At 40.6% G+C, this 16,145-nt stretch carries 12 protein-coding genes, 2 rRNA genes and 2 riboswitches (1 of these 16 cut by a window edge); of the genes, 12 read left to right on the top strand and 2 right to left on the bottom strand.

Annotated elements, in window-relative coordinates; translation table 11 throughout:
• Window positions 1–198 precede the first annotated feature (198 nt).
• Genes ACWATA_RS23150 through tatC form a run of 3 tightly spaced genes read left to right on the top strand, consistent with a single transcriptional unit; the run spans window position 199 to window position 1,847 of the window.
• Window positions 199–837 (top strand): redox-sensing transcriptional repressor Rex, encoded by a 639-nt coding sequence (locus ACWATA_RS23150; RefSeq protein WP_013055021.1) that lies wholly within the window; start codon window positions 199–201, stop codon window positions 835–837.
• A gap of 53 nt (window positions 838–890) precedes the next feature.
• Window positions 891–1,076 carry a twin-arginine translocase TatA/TatE family subunit gene (tatA, locus tag ACWATA_RS23145; RefSeq protein ID WP_013055022.1) on the top strand — a complete coding sequence of 62 codons (186 nt, stop codon included), beginning with the start codon at window positions 891–893 and terminating at the stop codon, window positions 1,074–1,076.
• A gap of 15 nt (window positions 1,077–1,091) precedes the next feature.
• A complete protein-coding gene (tatC, locus tag ACWATA_RS23140; protein WP_013055023.1) occupies window positions 1,092–1,847 on the top strand; it encodes a twin-arginine translocase subunit TatC in 756 nt (251 codons plus the stop codon).
• 26 nt (window positions 1,848–1,873) lie between these two features.
• Here tatC and ACWATA_RS23135 read toward each other — a convergent pair whose 3' ends face one another.
• Both ACWATA_RS23135 and ACWATA_RS23130 read right to left on the bottom strand, forming a co-directional pair.
• Complete coding sequence (locus tag ACWATA_RS23135; RefSeq protein ID WP_013055024.1) at window positions 1,874–2,101, bottom strand: YdiK family protein; 228 nt, start codon at window positions 2,099–2,101, stop codon at window positions 1,874–1,876.
• A complete protein-coding gene (locus ACWATA_RS23130; RefSeq protein ID WP_049162688.1) occupies window positions 2,098–2,826 on the bottom strand; it encodes a CPBP family intramembrane glutamic endopeptidase in 729 nt (242 codons plus the stop codon). The genes ACWATA_RS23135 and ACWATA_RS23130 overlap by 4 nt, the downstream gene beginning before the upstream one ends.
• A gap of 299 nt (window positions 2,827–3,125) precedes the next feature.
• On the opposite strand from ACWATA_RS23130, the gene groES reads away from it, so the two are divergent.
• From groES to ACWATA_RS23085, 9 genes are all read left to right on the top strand, one after another.
• On the top strand, window positions 3,126–3,410 hold the full coding sequence (gene groES / locus ACWATA_RS23125) for a co-chaperone GroES (protein WP_013055026.1): 285 nt from the start codon (window positions 3,126–3,128) through the stop codon (window positions 3,408–3,410).
• A gap of 67 nt (window positions 3,411–3,477) precedes the next feature.
• On the top strand, window positions 3,478–5,109 hold the full coding sequence (gene groL / locus ACWATA_RS23120) for a chaperonin GroEL (protein ID WP_028412700.1): 1,632 nt from the start codon (window positions 3,478–3,480) through the stop codon (window positions 5,107–5,109).
• A gap of 158 nt (window positions 5,110–5,267) precedes the next feature.
• A complete protein-coding gene (locus ACWATA_RS23115) occupies window positions 5,268–6,218 on the top strand; it encodes an AAA family ATPase (protein WP_034265622.1) in 951 nt (316 codons plus the stop codon).
• 11 nt (window positions 6,219–6,229) lie between these two features.
• Window positions 6,230–7,423: a DUF58 domain-containing protein gene (locus ACWATA_RS23110; RefSeq protein WP_473050194.1), complete on the top strand. Its 1,194-nt coding sequence runs from the start codon at window positions 6,230–6,232 to the stop codon at window positions 7,421–7,423.
• Complete coding sequence (locus tag ACWATA_RS23105) at window positions 7,416–9,608, top strand: transglutaminase TgpA family protein (RefSeq protein ID WP_098627211.1); 2,193 nt, start codon at window positions 7,416–7,418, stop codon at window positions 9,606–9,608. Before ACWATA_RS23110 ends, ACWATA_RS23105 begins: the two co-directional genes overlap by 8 nt.
• A 39-nt stretch (window positions 9,609–9,647) precedes the next feature.
• Window positions 9,648–9,749, top strand: a riboswitch (purine riboswitch).
• 123 nt (window positions 9,750–9,872) lie between these two features.
• Window positions 9,873–11,402 (top strand): glutamine-hydrolyzing GMP synthase, encoded by a 1,530-nt coding sequence (guaA, locus tag ACWATA_RS23100; protein ID WP_028412703.1) that lies wholly within the window; start codon window positions 9,873–9,875, stop codon window positions 11,400–11,402.
• A 97-nt stretch (window positions 11,403–11,499) separates the two neighbouring features.
• Window positions 11,500–11,601: riboswitch (purine riboswitch) on the top strand.
• Between the two features lie 132 nt (window positions 11,602–11,733).
• A complete protein-coding gene (locus tag ACWATA_RS23095) occupies window positions 11,734–13,059 on the top strand; it encodes an NCS2 family permease (protein ID WP_013055032.1) in 1,326 nt (441 codons plus the stop codon).
• A 372-nt stretch (window positions 13,060–13,431) separates the two neighbouring features.
• Window positions 13,432–14,983 (top strand): 16S ribosomal RNA (locus ACWATA_RS23090).
• A 225-nt stretch (window positions 14,984–15,208) separates the two neighbouring features.
• Window positions 15,209–16,145 (top strand): 23S ribosomal RNA (locus ACWATA_RS23085); it runs 1,999 nt beyond the window's last position.
• Together the 16S and 23S rRNA genes form the textbook arrangement of a ribosomal RNA operon.

Raw genomic sequence — 16,145 nt, 5'->3', positions numbered from 1 at the left:
TTACTTCGTTCTAGCTACCGACTTTAAGTAGTGCTGGATAGACAAAAGCCTTCGGGGTGTGAAGCGGAGTATATATAAAACAAGAGAAAAGAGAGAGAATTGGAAGCGCTACCTCAAAGCGGTTGATGCTTTGTGAAAGGTAATGCAATATGACTTGAAAATGTTAGTAATGACATACATGAACTGAGGGGGTACAACGTGAACACTGAACAATTAAAAATACCACAAGCAACGGCTAAACGATTGCCGCTTTATTATCGTTTTTTGAAAAACTTGCATGCTTCTGGTAAACAGCGTGTGTCGTCAGCGGAGTTAAGTGAGGCAGTGAAAGTGGATTCTGCTACTATTCGTCGGGACTTTTCTTACTTTGGAGCATTAGGAAAAAAGGGATACGGCTACAATGTGAATTATTTACTTACATTTTTCCGTAAAACGTTAGACCAAGATGAAGTAACGAAAGTAGCACTGATTGGCGTAGGGAATCTAGGAACGGCCTTTTTAAATTATAATTTTATTAAAAATAATAACACCAAAATTGAGTGCGCTTTTGATGTGATAGAAGATAAAGTCGGTACGAAAGTAGGCGACGTGCCGGTTTATCACCTTGACCAATTGGAAGATTATATGAGTGATGACATCTCAGTAGCGATTTTAACCGTTCCTGCAACTGTTGCTCAGCAAATTACCGATCGTTTAGTGAATTGCGGAATTAAAGGGATTCTAAACTTCACTCCTGCACGCTTAAACGTACCGGATGAGATTCGACTGCATCATATTGATCTTGCTGTAGAATTACAGTCGCTTGTCTATTTTTTGAAAAATTATCCTGTTGAATAAGGTGGACTGTGTTACGATTTCCTTAAGTCTAAATTAATAAGGAGAGTGGGAATATGGGGATTGGAGCAGGCAGTTGGATTATTATTGCGATTGTAGCACTGCTTATTTTTGGACCGAAACGGTTACCGGAGCTAGGAAGATCAGTGGGCCAAACGCTTAGAGAGTTTAAGCATGCCGCTAGCGGTGCATCAGAAGATCGTGAAAAAGATAAACAGCGTCAAGTAGATGACAAAGAGTAAAAGGGTGATCATAGTATGACCGAACAAGAAATGTCAATATATGATCATATAGGAGAGCTGCGAAAACGCATTTTAATTGTTTTATTTTTCTTTGTGATTGCCACAATTGGCGGCTTTTTTATAGCGGATAAGGTTATTGTCTATTTACAGCATGCTGATGAGGCAAAGAATTTAACGATGAATGCATTTCGGTTAACAGATCCAGTTAAGATTTATATGCAATTTGCTGTTATTATCGGCTGTGTACTTGCAGCTCCTGTTGCACTGTATCAACTTTGGGCATTTATTAGTCCTGGTTTATATGAAAAAGAGCGTAAGGTAACGCTTGGATATATTCCTGTTTCCATTTTTCTCTTTATCGGCGGTGTCTCTTTTTCTTATTTTGTGTTGTTTCCATTTGTCGTTGATTTTATGACGCGCGTTTCTGATGAGCTGAATGTAAACCAAGTGATTGGCATTAATGAATACTTTTCTTTTTTAATGCAGCTCACACTGCCTTTTGGCCTGTTGTTTCAGCTTCCTGTCGTCGTTATGTTTTTGACGCGTTTAGGAATTATAACGCCTATGTTTTTATCTCAAATTCGAAAATATGCCTATTTCGTACTGCTAGTTATTGCCGCACTTATTACACCACCGGAATTGCTCTCGCACATGATGGTGACAGTGCCGCTCTTAATTTTGTATGAAATCAGCATCATTATTTCCCGCATTTCGTATCGCAAAGTGTTAAAGGCAAGGGCAGAGCAAGAAAGAGAAGATGTTAGTATGTAAAAAAAACCACTGAAACAGTGGTTTTTTTATTTGGATGAATCATCTTGATTTTTATATTGCTGCTGCAATTTTTTAATTTTGTAGTGCAAGATAAAGATGCGAACCGCAAACCTGAAATCGAATGCGGCTACGAGTGCAAATAAGATTGTGGGGAAATTCCAGACGGTTTCCTGGGCATTTTGAATTGCCAAGTAGGTGAATAAAATCCCCATAATAATATAAATAAACCCTCGTGTTAAAGGGATATTCTTCATAAAAACATGCCTCCAAAAATGAACTGCATTTGTTCTGCTTGTTTTTGCATTTCTATAATTTTATCTGCAAAAATAGTTTGAGATAAAATAACGATTGTATTCATCAAAACATGAGCAATAATAGGTACAACAATTAGTCTCGTCCTTGCATAAAGGAATGCAAATACAAATCCCATAGCTGTATACACAAGTAAATGTTTAAAATCCCAGTGTACCGCAGCGAAAATAAGGGAACTAATAAATGCAGAGATAAAGAAATTGTATCGTTTGTGAAGAGAACCAAAAATAATCTTTCGGAAAATAATCTCTTCTAGTATTGGTCCAATAACAGACGTAACGACAATAAGGAACGGCGTTGCTTTAACAAGATTAACAATATTTTGTGTGTTTTCAGATACTTGGGTAATGCCAAGAGCGTGCTCAATCATACCTGCTACAGCTTGACCAGCCATAGCGAGAAACACCCCAAGGACTGACCAGACAACAGCAATCGTTTTTCCAGCATGTTCTATACGCATGGACATGTCACGGCGCAGCAGCAGTAAGACAATAAGTAAACCAAGGATAAAGCTAATGATAGTCCAATAAGTCAAAAGCATGACATTCGCTGTTCGAACTGGATAGTCATCAAATATTCCTGTTAATTTTAACAGCGGTATACCAACAACTCCTGAAAACTGCATAAGGATGTAAGTGAGGATAACATACCAATAACGTTTTTCCAATCTTCTATACTCCTTTAAAAGGTTTTTATGTATATATGTCGAAGAAGTACTGTAAAGTTAGTAATTTCTTCTTGCTCGTATTGTAACATACATATTATTGAACAGAGAAAAGAATGCTTTATTTCTCAAAATCGTCGAAATCTAAGACTATTATATGTAGTTGTCGTAAATTTTAAATTTTTTTTGTTTAATACTTGCAAAAAAAACCCACTTTGTTTTAATATAATAATTGTGTTAGCACTCGTTGAGGTTGAGTGCTAATAAAAATGCAAACATATTATTTGAGGAGGTTGTTTCACTTGTTAAAGCCATTAGGTGATCGCGTAGTGATTGAACTTGTAAAATCTGAGGAAAAAACAGCAAGCGGTATCGTGTTACCGGACAGTGCAAAAGAAAAGCCACAAGAGGGTAAAATTGTTGCTGTAGGTACAGGCCGAGTATTAGAAAGCGGTGAGCGTGTAGCTTTAGAAGTAGCTGCGGGCGATCGTATCATCTTCTCAAAATATGCGGGTACTGAAGTAAAATACGAAGGTACTGAATACTTAATTTTACGCGAAAGCGATATTTTAGCTGTAATCGGCTAATTTTAACCACAAACTTATCATACGTAAAAAATAGATTATTAAGAACATCTTGAGGAGGTCAAAGAATATGGCAAAAGACATTAAATTTAGCGAAGAAGCACGTCGCGCAATGCTACGTGGTGTAGATACATTAGCAAATGCTGTAAAAGTAACGCTTGGACCAAAAGGTCGTAACGTTGTATTGGAAAAGAAATTCGGTTCACCGCTTATTACAAATGACGGTGTAACAATTGCAAAAGAAATCGAATTAGAAGACGCATTTGAAAATATGGGTGCTAAATTAGTAGCCGAAGTTGCTAGCAAAACAAACGACGTTGCTGGTGACGGTACAACTACTGCAACAGTTTTAGCGCAAGCAATGATCAGAGAAGGTCTTAAAAACGTAACGGCTGGTGCTAACCCAATGGGTATCCGTAAAGGTATGGAAAAAGCAGTAGCTGTAGCGGTTGAAGAACTAAAAGCAATCTCTAAACCAATTCAAGGTAAAGATTCAATTGCTCAAGTAGCGGCTATCTCAGCAGCTGACGAAGAAGTAGGTCAATTAATTGCTGAAGCAATGGAGCGCGTTGGTAACGACGGCGTTATCACACTTGAAGAATCAAAAGGTTTCACAACTGAATTAGAAGTGGTAGAAGGTATGCAGTTTGACCGTGGATATGCATCTCCTTACATGGTAACTGATTCAGATAAAATGGAAGCTGTATTAGATGACCCGTACATCTTAATCACAGACAAAAAAATCGGTAACATTCAAGAAATCTTACCGGTATTAGAGCAAGTTGTTCAACAAGGCAAGCCGCTATTAATCATCGCTGAAGACGTAGAAGGCGAAGCTTTAGCAACATTAGTTGTGAACAAACTTCGTGGTACATTTACAGCTGTAGCTGTTAAAGCTCCTGGTTTTGGTGATCGTCGTAAAGCAATGCTACAAGACGTTGCGATCCTAACAGGCGGAGAAGTAATCACTGAAGAGCTTGGTCTTGACTTAAAAACAGCAGGCATCGATCAATTAGGTCGCGCTTCTAAAATTGTTGTAACAAAAGAAAATACAACAGTTGTAAACGGTGCAGGAAACGCAGAAGATATCCTAGCACGTGTAAACCAAATCAAAGCTCAGCTTGAAGAAACAACTTCAGAGTTTGACCGTGAAAAATTACAAGAGCGTTTAGCAAAACTTGCTGGTGGCGTAGCTGTAATCAAAGTTGGTGCGGCAACTGAAACTGAGTTAAAAGAACGTAAATTACGTATTGAAGATGCATTAAACTCTACGCGTGCTGCGGTTGAAGAAGGTATCGTAGCTGGTGGTGGTACTGCATTAGTAAATATCTATAATAAAGTAGCAAGCATCGAAGCTGACGGTGACACTGCTACAGGTATCAACATCGTATTGCGTGCGATTGAAGAGCCTGTACGTCAAATCGCTCACAACGCTGGTTTAGAAGGATCAGTAATCGTTGAGCGTCTAAAAGGCGAAGCAGTTGGAACTGGATTCAACGCTGCAACTGGCGAGTGGGTAAATATGCTAGACACTGGTATCGTTGACCCAACAAAAGTAACGCGTTCAGCTCTTCAAAATGCTTCTTCTGTAGCGGCTATGTTCTTAACAACTGAAGCAGTTGTTGCTGACAAGCCAGAAGAAGGCGGAGCTCCTGCAATGCCTGACATGGGCGGCATGGGTGGAATGGGCGGCATGATGTAATCACTGCCCTACCTAAAAAAGCGACCAAGTACTCACTTGGTCGCTTTTTTGTGTGCGTTAATATTTTCAGATTTTTTTAAAATTTGTTAAGATAGTACTATGTTTATTGGAAAACTTACTAAACTCAAGGCTTAACTGAGTTTTAAGGGGGAGCGTCGTTGATTCAGCTGGATCATATTAATAATAAATTAAACCAAGTATTAGAAAACATTGATCAAATTGTGATTGGAAAACGTCACGTATCTACGTTGAGTTTGGTTGCTTTGCTTGCCGAGGGCCATATTTTGCTTGAAGATGTACCGGGTGTAGGAAAAACGATGCTAGTGAAGGCACTGGCCAAATCAATTGATGCGGAATTTAAACGAATTCAATTCACGCCTGATTTGCTGCCGTCCGACGTAACAGGTGTTTCTATTTACAGTCCAAAAGACATGGAATTTCATTTTCGTCCAGGTCCTATCATGAGCCACATAGTACTCGCTGATGAGATTAACAGGACTTCTCCTAAAACACAATCGGCGCTTTTAGAAGCAATGGCTGAGCATCATGTAACAACCGATGGTATCACCCGGGAAATTCCGGCGCCTTTTTTTGTGATGGCTACTCAAAATCCCGTTGATTTTGATGGGACCTATCATTTGCCGGAAGCGCAGCTGGATCGTTTTTTATTCAAACTAAGCATGGGGTATCCTACGCAAGAAGAGGAGCTTCAAATTTTAAATGGCGTATCGACTCAAGTTAATCTTGAAGATGTCAAACCTGTTATGAGCGTTCCAGAATTAGTACAGGCTCAAAAAGCTGTAAGCAGTATTTATGTAGATGATACGATCAAGAACTATATCATTGAAATTATTCGCAAAACTCGCTCTCATCCACATGTTTCATTAGGTATTAGTCCTCGTGGCACGGTTTCCTTTATGAAGGCTATTCAAGCATATGCGTTAGTAAAGGGAAGAGATTACTGTCTTCCTGATGATGTTCAAGAGCTTGCTTCGTATGTGTGTGCACATCGATTAACGCTAAGACCTGATACTCAGTACAGCGGTTTAATAGCGAGTGATGTGATGAAGCAAATTATGGCTGATACGAAAGTACCTGTTAAAAGGTAAGAGGATAATTTATGAAACAGTATATAAAAGTGATATGGAACAAAGGTAGAGACTGGTTCGTTTTATTCTGCATCTTTACCGCTACGTTTTCTTACGCCATGTTTCAAGGAGGCTTTGTCAGCTGGTTTTTATTTTATAGCTTCTTACCTTTTGGATTATATGGGGTAGCCGTGTTGCTCTATCCGTTGAAGAAGTGGAATGTTGCTCGTGACGTGAAGCTACAGCCTCGATTCGCTGGAGATCATCTTTCGTATGACATTCACATTACACGCTCCTCGGCTTTTCCTGTTTATATGGCAGCCGTGAAAGAGGAGAGTAACCTTTTAGATCAAGAAGAAAGAACAATTTATCCGCTTTTTCAACGAAACGCTGTTATCCCGTATGAAAGATCGTTTGTAGAAAGAGGAGAATATGAATTTTTTACGATTTCGATTGAACTGAGTGATTTATTAGGCATCGTAAAAAAGAAGGCATATTTTCTACTGCAGCAGCGGTTTGTCGTGTATCCTCAAATCCATGAGATAGATATCCCGTTTCTTTTAGCGGGAATAGAAGAAGGAAAAAATGAAGTTTCGACGGGGAATCAATCTACTACGTTAGTGACAGGCATTAGAGAATACCAGCCGGGTGACCGATTAGGGTCTATCGATTGGAAGGCGACCGCTCGTAAAGCTACGTTGATTTCTAAAGAGTTTGGTCATTATCATGAACGGAGTATAATTATCATTGCAGATGTTATGAGCCCTCTATACTTTGAAGAGCGAATGAGCTTTCTGGCATCCATGCTCATTCATGAAGAAACCAAGCGTAAAAAAGTCGATTTTCTTTTAGCTGGAGATGCCCTTTTTTCGCAGAAAACCTCTGAACAAAGGGAGGCTGATAACCTGTTGCATCACTTAGCACGTGCACAGCCTATTAGCAATCGAGCATTCGAAACAGAATTTCAGAATATTGCTATTCAAAAGCAGCATTCTTTTATGGTAATTGTCAGTCAGGTTACAGGGACTCTTATTGGCCAGATTCAATCCAAGCTGAGCCCTCATGCTAAGGCTTCACTCATTGTCGTTAAAAATGAAGGAGCGGGGCTTAGTGACGAAGAGACAGTTATTGTCAATGGCATACAATCTTCTGCTTTAACGATTGAAGTCGTTCATATTGATCTTCCTCTATCACTAAAAGAAGTGAGGGCGGAAATAAGTGAATAAATCAGCTTGGTATGTAAAAAACGTCTTATTATACGCGGGAGCTTTCTTTTTATTAGTGGAATGGCTTCTCCCTTTAAATGAAGTCACTGATACGAATCAAATTCAATACTTTATCCTGTTTGTCGCTTACTGTTTTTTGAGCTTAACGTTTCGATTGCCGTTTATTGTGATGACGTTAGGGAGCATGTTGTTTATTTTGTTTTCACTTCACAATCTCTATTTCCAAGGTGCCTTCTTTTCTTCAGAATGGCTTCCAAGACTTTTGGAAATTCTTCAGTCAGATGTACAAAGTATCATGGAGTGGAATATAGCGAATTTATCCTTTGAAATGAGGACCACTTTATTTTTTATCCTGCTTTGGATTATGGCTTATTTAATTCGATACTGGATCTTTTATCAAAAAAGAATTTTCTTCTTTTTCTTCTTAACCATTTTGTATATTACCGTATTGGATACCTTTTCTACTTACGATGCCGGAGCTGCTATTATTCGCGTGACGATTATCGGATTTTTATTAGTAGCCATGCTTCGCATCAATCCTGAACGTATAAAAGGTGCTAGCACCGAGCGTTTAGAAAATAGAAAACGATCGTTTCTTTTTCTAGGCAGTTTTTTAGCCATTGTCATTGTGCTGGCTTATCTCGCCCCTAAACCAGGTCCGCAGTGGCCAGATCCGGTCCCTTTTATTGCAGCTCACACAACAAATCAAGGACAGGGAGAATCTGCAAGCGGTCAACGAATTGGCTATGATATGGACGATTCTAAATTGGGGGGATCCTTTGTCAATGATGATACGGTTGTGTTTACAGCTAAAGTAGAGGATGAGCACTATTGGCGTATTGAAACGAAGGATGTGTATACAGGTAAGGGCTGGGAGCTGTCTAAAGAGGAAGAAAAAGTGCCTTTCAAAGGAAATGAAAACTTACTCCCTCAATATGATTCAAGTGTTGCAGGAGAAGTAAGAAAAGCAGAAGTTACCTATTCGCAGCCTTCTGTTCATCTTATGCATGTTCCTCAACTGCTGTCTCTAACCTTAAAAAATGGCATTCAAACCGATGTTACACCGACAAATGAAAAATTATATCCTTATCAAAATGACAAACTTGTTACTGTTCAATCGTATGAGCTAACGTATAAATATCCTGTGTTTGATACCGGGCTTCTTCAGCAAGCAGAGGAGAAAAAGTCAGAGAGTCTAGAGAATAATAATGAATTTATAGCAAGGTATACACAGCTTCCTGCTAATTTGCCAAAACGAGTAAAGGATTTAGCTCGTACGATAACAAAAAATAAAAACAATCGCTATGAAAAAGCGAAAGCCGTTGAAGAATACTTCCGATCCAATCCATATGTATATGATACTGAAAATGTTCCAATTCCTACGAAGAATAAAGATTATGTGGATCAATTTTTATTTGATACAAAAAGAGGATACTGTGATAACTTCTCTACTTCTATGGTCGTGTTGCTTCGTTCATTAGATATTCCTGCTCGGTGGGTAAAGGGCTATACAGAAGGTGATGCCACCGTTATTTCAGGAAGTAGTAAGTGGACAACCTATGAAATTACACAAAATAATGCTCATTCTTGGGTCGAAGTCTATTTTCCAGGAGCGGGCTGGGTACCTTTTGAACCAACAAAAAGTTTTTCTAATCCTTATGATTTTGTAGATAGCCAACCTAACAACTCTAGTGAAAATAGTCAAAGGGAAGAAGAGAAACAAGAAACGCAAGTCAAGGAGCAGCCTAAGAAGAAAGAGCTTCCGGCACAAGAAAAAAGAGAGAAAGAAAAAACAGCTTCTCTTCAAAATGCTAAGTTGTCTATGAAATGGAAAGTGCTTTTCTACGGACTGATTGTAGTTATGTTAATAGTAATATATCTCAATCGATTTAAATGGTTTTTACCTTTTTATATCTCTTTTTATAAAAAGAAAGAGAGTGTGGAAACCTTTGAATCAGCGTATGCTTTTTTACTTAAAAGACTCGCTGCAAATGGACTAAAACGGCAAGAAAATCAAACGCTGCGCGACTTTGCAGGAGAAGTAGACGAAAAATTAAATACGGTAAATATGCTAAAATTAACGGAAAAATACGAGCGGGTTTTATATCGAAATGCAGATTCCATAAAAGAATGGAAAGAGTCGATTGAATTGTGGGAAAATTTAATCAAAAAAACGAGTTCTTGACCATTGTTTCGCGGATTGATAGAATATTCTCGAACTTACTATAAATGTTTCGTATACCTTCATATATCCTCGATAATATGGTTCGAGAGTCTCTACCGGGTCACCTTAAACGATCTGACTATGAAGGCAGAACAGTCTATTTGACGATAAACGTCGTGCTCAACTAGACTTCTGCCTTTGTTTTTTGAGGGAGAAGTCTAGTTTTTTTTATATTTTAGGGCATAATAACAAGTGATTATTTACACATTCGGAGAGGTGAACAAGATGGAAGGCATGATTGTTGTATTAGATTTTGGTAGTCAATATAACCAACTGATTACGCGTCGCATTCGCGAGTTCGGAGTATATAGTGAATTGCATCCGCACACAATTACAGCAGAAGAGATTAAAGCATTAAATCCAAAGGGAATTATTTTCTCTGGAGGCCCAAACAGTGTGTACGGTGAAAACGCATTTCACTGCGATGAAAACATTTTTGAATTAGGTATTCCTGTTTTAGGTATTTGTTATGGAATGCAATTAATGACTCATCATTTTGGCGGGAAGGTAGAAGGTGCTAGCCATCGTGAATATGGTAAAGCAGCGATTAACGTACAAAACGATTCATTAATGTACCATGAGTTGCCAAAAGAACAAGTTGTTTGGATGAGTCACGGTGATTTAGTTGTAGAAACACCAGCTGGTTTTGAAGTGGACGCAACTAGCCCATCTTGTCCAATTGCCGCAATGAGTAACAAAGAAAAGAATATGTACGGAGTGCAGTTCCATCCAGAAGTTCGCCATTCAGTGCACGGTAACCATATCTTAAAGAACTTCGTGTTTGAAGTATGTCATGCTGAAGCAAACTGGTCAATTGAGAACTTCATTGAAGTTGAAATGGATAAAATCCGTGAAACAGTTGGAGATAGAAAAGTACTTTGCGCACTTAGCGGCGGAGTAGACTCTTCGGTAGTAGCTGTATTAATTCACAAAGCAATTGGTGATCAGTTAACATGTATGTTCGTAGATCACGGTTTATTACGTAAAGGTGAAGCTGAAAGCGTAATGGAAACATTTAGCGAAGGCTTTAATATGAACGTAATTAAAATCGATGCAAAAGATCGCTTCTTAGAAAAATTAAGCGGTGTATCAGATCCTGAACAAAAGCGTAAAATCATCGGTAATGAATTTATTTATGTATTCGATGACGAAGCTGCTAAATTAAAAGGGTTTGATTTCCTAGCTCAAGGTACGCTATACACAGATATTATCGAGAGTGGGACAGCTACAGCTCAAACGATTAAATCTCACCACAATGTAGGTGGATTACCGGAAGATATGCAGTTCAAACTAATCGAACCGTTAAACACGCTATTCAAAGATGAAGTACGCGCATTAGGTTCTGAATTAGGTATTCCTGATAACATCGTTTGGCGTCAGCCTTTCCCAGGACCAGGTCTAGGTATTCGTGTACTTGGTGCAATTACGGAAGAGAAGTTAGAAATTGTACGTGAGTCGGATGCTATTTTACGTGAAGAGATTGCAAAAGCAGACTTAGAGCGCGATATCTGGCAATACTTTACGGTTCTTCCTGACATCCGCAGTGTAGGTGTAATGGGAGATGCTCGTACGTATGATTACACAATCGGTATTCGTGCTGTTACATCGATTGATGGTATGACTTCTGACTGGGCGCGTATTCCTTGGGATGTGCTTGAAGTTATCTCAACGCGCATTGTAAACGAAGTTAAGCATATTAACCGCGTAGTGTATGATATTACAAGTAAGCCACCTGCAACAATTGAATGGGAATAATATGTAAGAAAACCGAACAAACGAACATTCTTTTATAAGAATGTTCGTTTTTTGTTGACTTTTTTAAAAAGTTAATGGTAGGATAGTAACATAAAACAGCGAGATATAGCTTTAATGTCGTATAATCTTGGGGATAAGGCCCAAAAGTTTCTACCGAGCTACCGTAAATGGCTTGACTACGAGAAAGTAATACATGTATGTATAAAAATCTTTTGTTTTTTGCTCATACATTTCTCTTTTAGTCGATTTTATGCCTTTACGCGCCATAGTGTAGAGGCATTTTTTATGGCTTGCCTAAGTGCATGCGGCTTCTATAAAGGGAGGAAAAAACGTGAAGAAGTATTTTCGTTTTGAAGAGCTGGGTACTAGCTACCGAAAAGAGTTTATAGCTGGCCTTACAACTTTTCTATCTATGGCTTACATTTTATTTGTTAATCCATCTGTGCTATCACTAAGTGATGTAAAGGATCTACCTGACAGTATGAGAATGGACCAAGGGGCTGTATTTACAGCTACTGCTTTAGCGGCAGCTTTGGGATCAATTGTTATGGGAGTGCTTGGTAGATATCCAATTTCATTAGCTCCAGGTATGGGATTAAACGCATTTTTTGCTTATACAGTTGTTCTGACGATGGGAATTCCATGGCAGACGGCTTTAACGGGTGTTATGATATCAGGTGTTATTTTTATTCTTTTAACATTAACAAGCCTGCGAGAAAAAATTATTAATTCTATTCCTATTGAATTAAAAATGGCTGTTGGAGCAGGTATTGGTTTATTTATTAGTTTTATTGGTATGAAAGGTGCGGGAATCATCGTCAAAGATGATGCCACATTCGTTGGACTGGGTGATTTGACGAACCCAACAACATTACTTGCGGTTTTTGGTATTGTCATTACTATTGTATTAATGGTGCTTCGAGTAAATGCAGCTGTATTTATCGGTATGATTGTAACGGCTGTAGCAGGTATGGCTTTTGGGTTAATTGATACACCTAAAGCAGTGGTTTCATCGGTTCCTAGTCTTGACCCGACGTTTGGGGCAGCTTTCCAAAATATCGGTGATATCTTTACTGTAAAGATGCTAGTCGTCATTTTAACTTTCTTATTCGTTGATTTCTTCGATACAGCAGGTACGATGGTTGCTGTAGCGAGTCAAGCTGGGCTTATGAAAGATAATAAGCTTCCGCGAGCGGGCAGAGCGTTATTGGCAGATTCTAGTGCGATTGTAGTTGGTGCTGTTCTTGGTACCTCATCAACAACAGCTTACGTAGAGTCTACGGCTGGAGTAGCAGCGGGCGGACGTTCAGGATTTACTGCAATTGTAACGGCGGCGTTTTTCTTAGTTGCACTGTTCTTTTCTCCGTTGTTAGCGGTCGTAACACCAGCTGTTACTGCGCCAGCTTTAATTACGGTAGGAGCTCTGATGGTGTCAAACTTAGGAGAAATCAATTGGAAAGAGTTCGAAGTGGCAGTTCCGGCATTTTTCACGGTGATCATGATGCCATTAACGTACAGTATTGCAACAGGCATTGCGGTTGGCTTTATCTTTTATCCTATTACAATGTTATGCAGCAAGCGTGGAAAAGAAGTGCATCCCATTATGTATGCTCTCTGTATCATCTTCATACTCTATTTCGCGTTCTTAGCAGAATAGTTTAAATAAAAAAGCTCAGTTTAATGACTGGGCTTTTTTTTTATGGTAAGATAAGAAAACTGCATAGCGGCTAGATTGCTATTGTAATAGAGGTTAATTGGTTACTTTACTGAAGGTTTACTTCATTAACTTTTTTATTTATAAAGTTTTTTAGAAAAACGATTGACTCTATATATTATATATGGTAAATTATTAAATGTCGCTGATGAACAGCGTAGTTGAGAGAAACATCTTAAAAAAGATGTTGACATCAAAATAATAGAATGTTATACTAATAAAGTTGCTTCAGAGCAACGGTTGAACTTTGAAAACTGAACAAAGCGACAAACGTCAACGTTAATTTTTATTTTTTAAATGAGCAAGTCAAACATTTCTTCGGAGAGTTTGATCCTGGCTCAGGATGAACGCTGGCGGCGTGCCTAATACATGCAAGTCGAGCGAACTGATTAGAAGCTTGCTTCTATGACGTTAGCGGCGGACGGGTGAGTAACACGTGGGCAACCTGCCTGTAAGACTGGGATAACTTCGGGAAACCGAAGCTAATACCGGATAGGATCTTCTCCTTCATGGGAGATGATTGAAAGATGGTTTCGGCTATCACTTACAGATGGGCCCGCGGTGCATTAGCTAGTTGGTGAGGTAACGGCTCACCAAGGCAACGATGCATAGCCGACCTGAGAGGGTGATCGGCCACACTGGGACTGAGACACGGCCCAGACTCCTACGGGAGGCAGCAGTAGGGAATCTTCCGCAATGGACGAAAGTCTGACGGAGCAACGCCGCGTGAGTGATGAAGGCTTTCGGGTCGTAAAACTCTGTTGTTAGGGAAGAACAAGTACGAGAGTAACTGCTCGTACCTTGACGGTACCTAACCAGAAAGCCACGGCTAACTACGTGCCAGCAGCCGCGGTAATACGTAGGTGGCAAGCGTTATCCGGAATTATTGGGCGTAAAGCGCGCGCAGGCGGTTTCTTAAGTCTGATGTGAAAGCCCACGGCTCAACCGTGGAGGGTCATTGGAAACTGGGGAACTTGAGTGCAGAAGAGAAAAGCGGAATTCCACGTGTAGCGGTGAAATGCGTAGAGATGTGGAGGAACACCAGTGGCGAAGGCGGCTTTTTGGTCTGTAACTGACGCTGAGGCGCGAAAGCGTGGGGAGCAAACAGGATTAGATACCCTGGTAGTCCACGCCGTAAACGATGAGTGCTAAGTGTTAGAGGGTTTCCGCCCTTTAGTGCTGCAGCTAACGCATTAAGCACTCCGCCTGGGGAGTACGGTCGCAAGACTGAAACTCAAAGGAATTGACGGGGGCCCGCACAAGCGGTGGAGCATGTGGTTTAATTCGAAGCAACGCGAAGAACCTTACCAGGTCTTGACATCCTCTGACAACTCTAGAGATAGAGCGTTCCCCTTCGGGGGACAGAGTGACAGGTGGTGCATGGTTGTCGTCAGCTCGTGTCGTGAGATGTTGGGTTAAGTCCCGCAACGAGCGCAACCCTTGATCTTAGTTGCCAGCATTTAGTTGGGCACTCTAAGGTGACTGCCGGTGACAAACCGGAGGAAGGTGGGGATGACGTCAAATCATCATGCCCCTTATGACCTGGGCTACACACGTGCTACAATGGATGGTACAAAGGGCTGCAAGACCGCGAGGTCAAGCCAATCCCATAAAACCATTCTCAGTTCGGATTGTAGGCTGCAACTCGCCTACATGAAGCTGGAATCGCTAGTAATCGCGGATCAGCATGCCGCGGTGAATACGTTCCCGGGCCTTGTACACACCGCCCGTCACACCACGAGAGTTTGTAACACCCGAAGTCGGTGGAGTAACCGTAAGGAGCTAGCCGCCTAAGGTGGGACAGATGATTGGGGTGAAGTCGTAACAAGGTAGCCGTATCGGAAGGTGCGGCTGGATCACCTCCTTTCTAAGGATTTTTACATGACGTACGTTTTGACACTTTGTTCAGTTTTGAGAGTTCAATCTCTCAATTATAGAAAGCATACTACTTTCTTCTTATTAGATAAGAAGAATTTTGGTTGCGATTGTTCTTTGAAAACTAGATAACAGTAATTGCTGAGGAAAAGTGAAACTTTTCTTTAATCAAACCAATAAATAACACAACTTTATGTTGTACCATTTATTCGCTAATGGTTAAGTTAGAAAGGGCGCACGGTGAATGCCTTGGCACTAGGAGCCGATGAAGGACGGGACTAACACCGATATGCTTCGGGGAGCTGTAAGTGAGCTTTGATCCGGAGATTTCCGAATGGGGAAACCCACTGTTCGTAATGGAACAGTATCTTTATCTGAATACATAGGATATTGAAGGCAGACCCGGGGAACTGAAACATCTAAGTACCCGGAGGAAGAGAAAGCAAATGCGATTTCCTGAGTAGCGGCGAGCGAAACGGAATTAGCCCAAACCAAGAGGCTTGCCTCTTGGGGTTGTAGGACACTCTATACGGAGTTACAAAGGAACGAAGTAAATGAAGCGACCTGGAAAGGTCCGTCGAAGAAGGTAACAACCCTGTAGTTGAAACTTCGTTCCCTCTTGAGTGGATCCTGAGTACGGCGGAACACGTGAAATTCCGTCGGAAGCTGGGAGGACCATCTCCCAAGGCTAAATACTACCTAGTGACCGATAGTGAACCAGTACCGTGAGGGAAAGGTGAAAAGCACCCCGGAAGGGGAGTGAAAGAGATCCTGAAACCGTGTGCCTACAAGTAGTCAGAGCCCGTTAATGGGTGATGGCGTGCCTTTTGTAGAATGAACCGGCGAGTTACGATCCCATGCAAGGTTAAGCTGATAAGGCGGAGCCGTAGCGAAAGCGAGTCTGAATAGGGCGTTTAGTATGTGGTTGTAGACCCGAAACCAGGTGATCTACCCATGTCCAGGGTGAAGTTCAGGTAACACTGAATGGAGGCCCGAACCCACGCACGTTGAAAAGTGCGGGGATGAGGTGTGGGTAGCGGAGAAATTCCAATCGAACCTGGAGATAGCTGGTTCTCTCCGAAATAGCTTTAGGGCTAGCCTCATGTTGTGAGAGTCTTGGAGGTAGAGCACTGATTGGACTAGGGGCCCCCAAC

It is taken from the genome of Priestia sp. USM5, assembly GCF_058323215.1.
This window is presented reverse-complemented; position numbering and strand designations above follow the sequence as displayed.

Coding starts and splice junctions, on each gene's coding strand:
- tatA (WP_013055022.1), top strand. CDS start 891: ATGGGGATTGGAGCAGGCAGTTGGATTATTATTGCGATTGTAGCACTG.
- tatC (WP_013055023.1), top strand. CDS start 1,092: ATGACCGAACAAGAAATGTCAATATATGATCATATAGGAGAGCTGCGA.
- ACWATA_RS23135 (WP_013055024.1), bottom strand. CDS start 2,101: ATGAAGAATATCCCTTTAACACGAGGGTTTATTTATATTATTATGGGG.
- groL (WP_028412700.1), top strand. CDS start 3,478: ATGGCAAAAGACATTAAATTTAGCGAAGAAGCACGTCGCGCAATGCTA.
- ACWATA_RS23110 (WP_473050194.1), top strand. CDS start 6,230: ATGAAACAGTATATAAAAGTGATATGGAACAAAGGTAGAGACTGGTTC.
- guaA (WP_028412703.1), top strand. CDS start 9,873: ATGGAAGGCATGATTGTTGTATTAGATTTTGGTAGTCAATATAACCAA.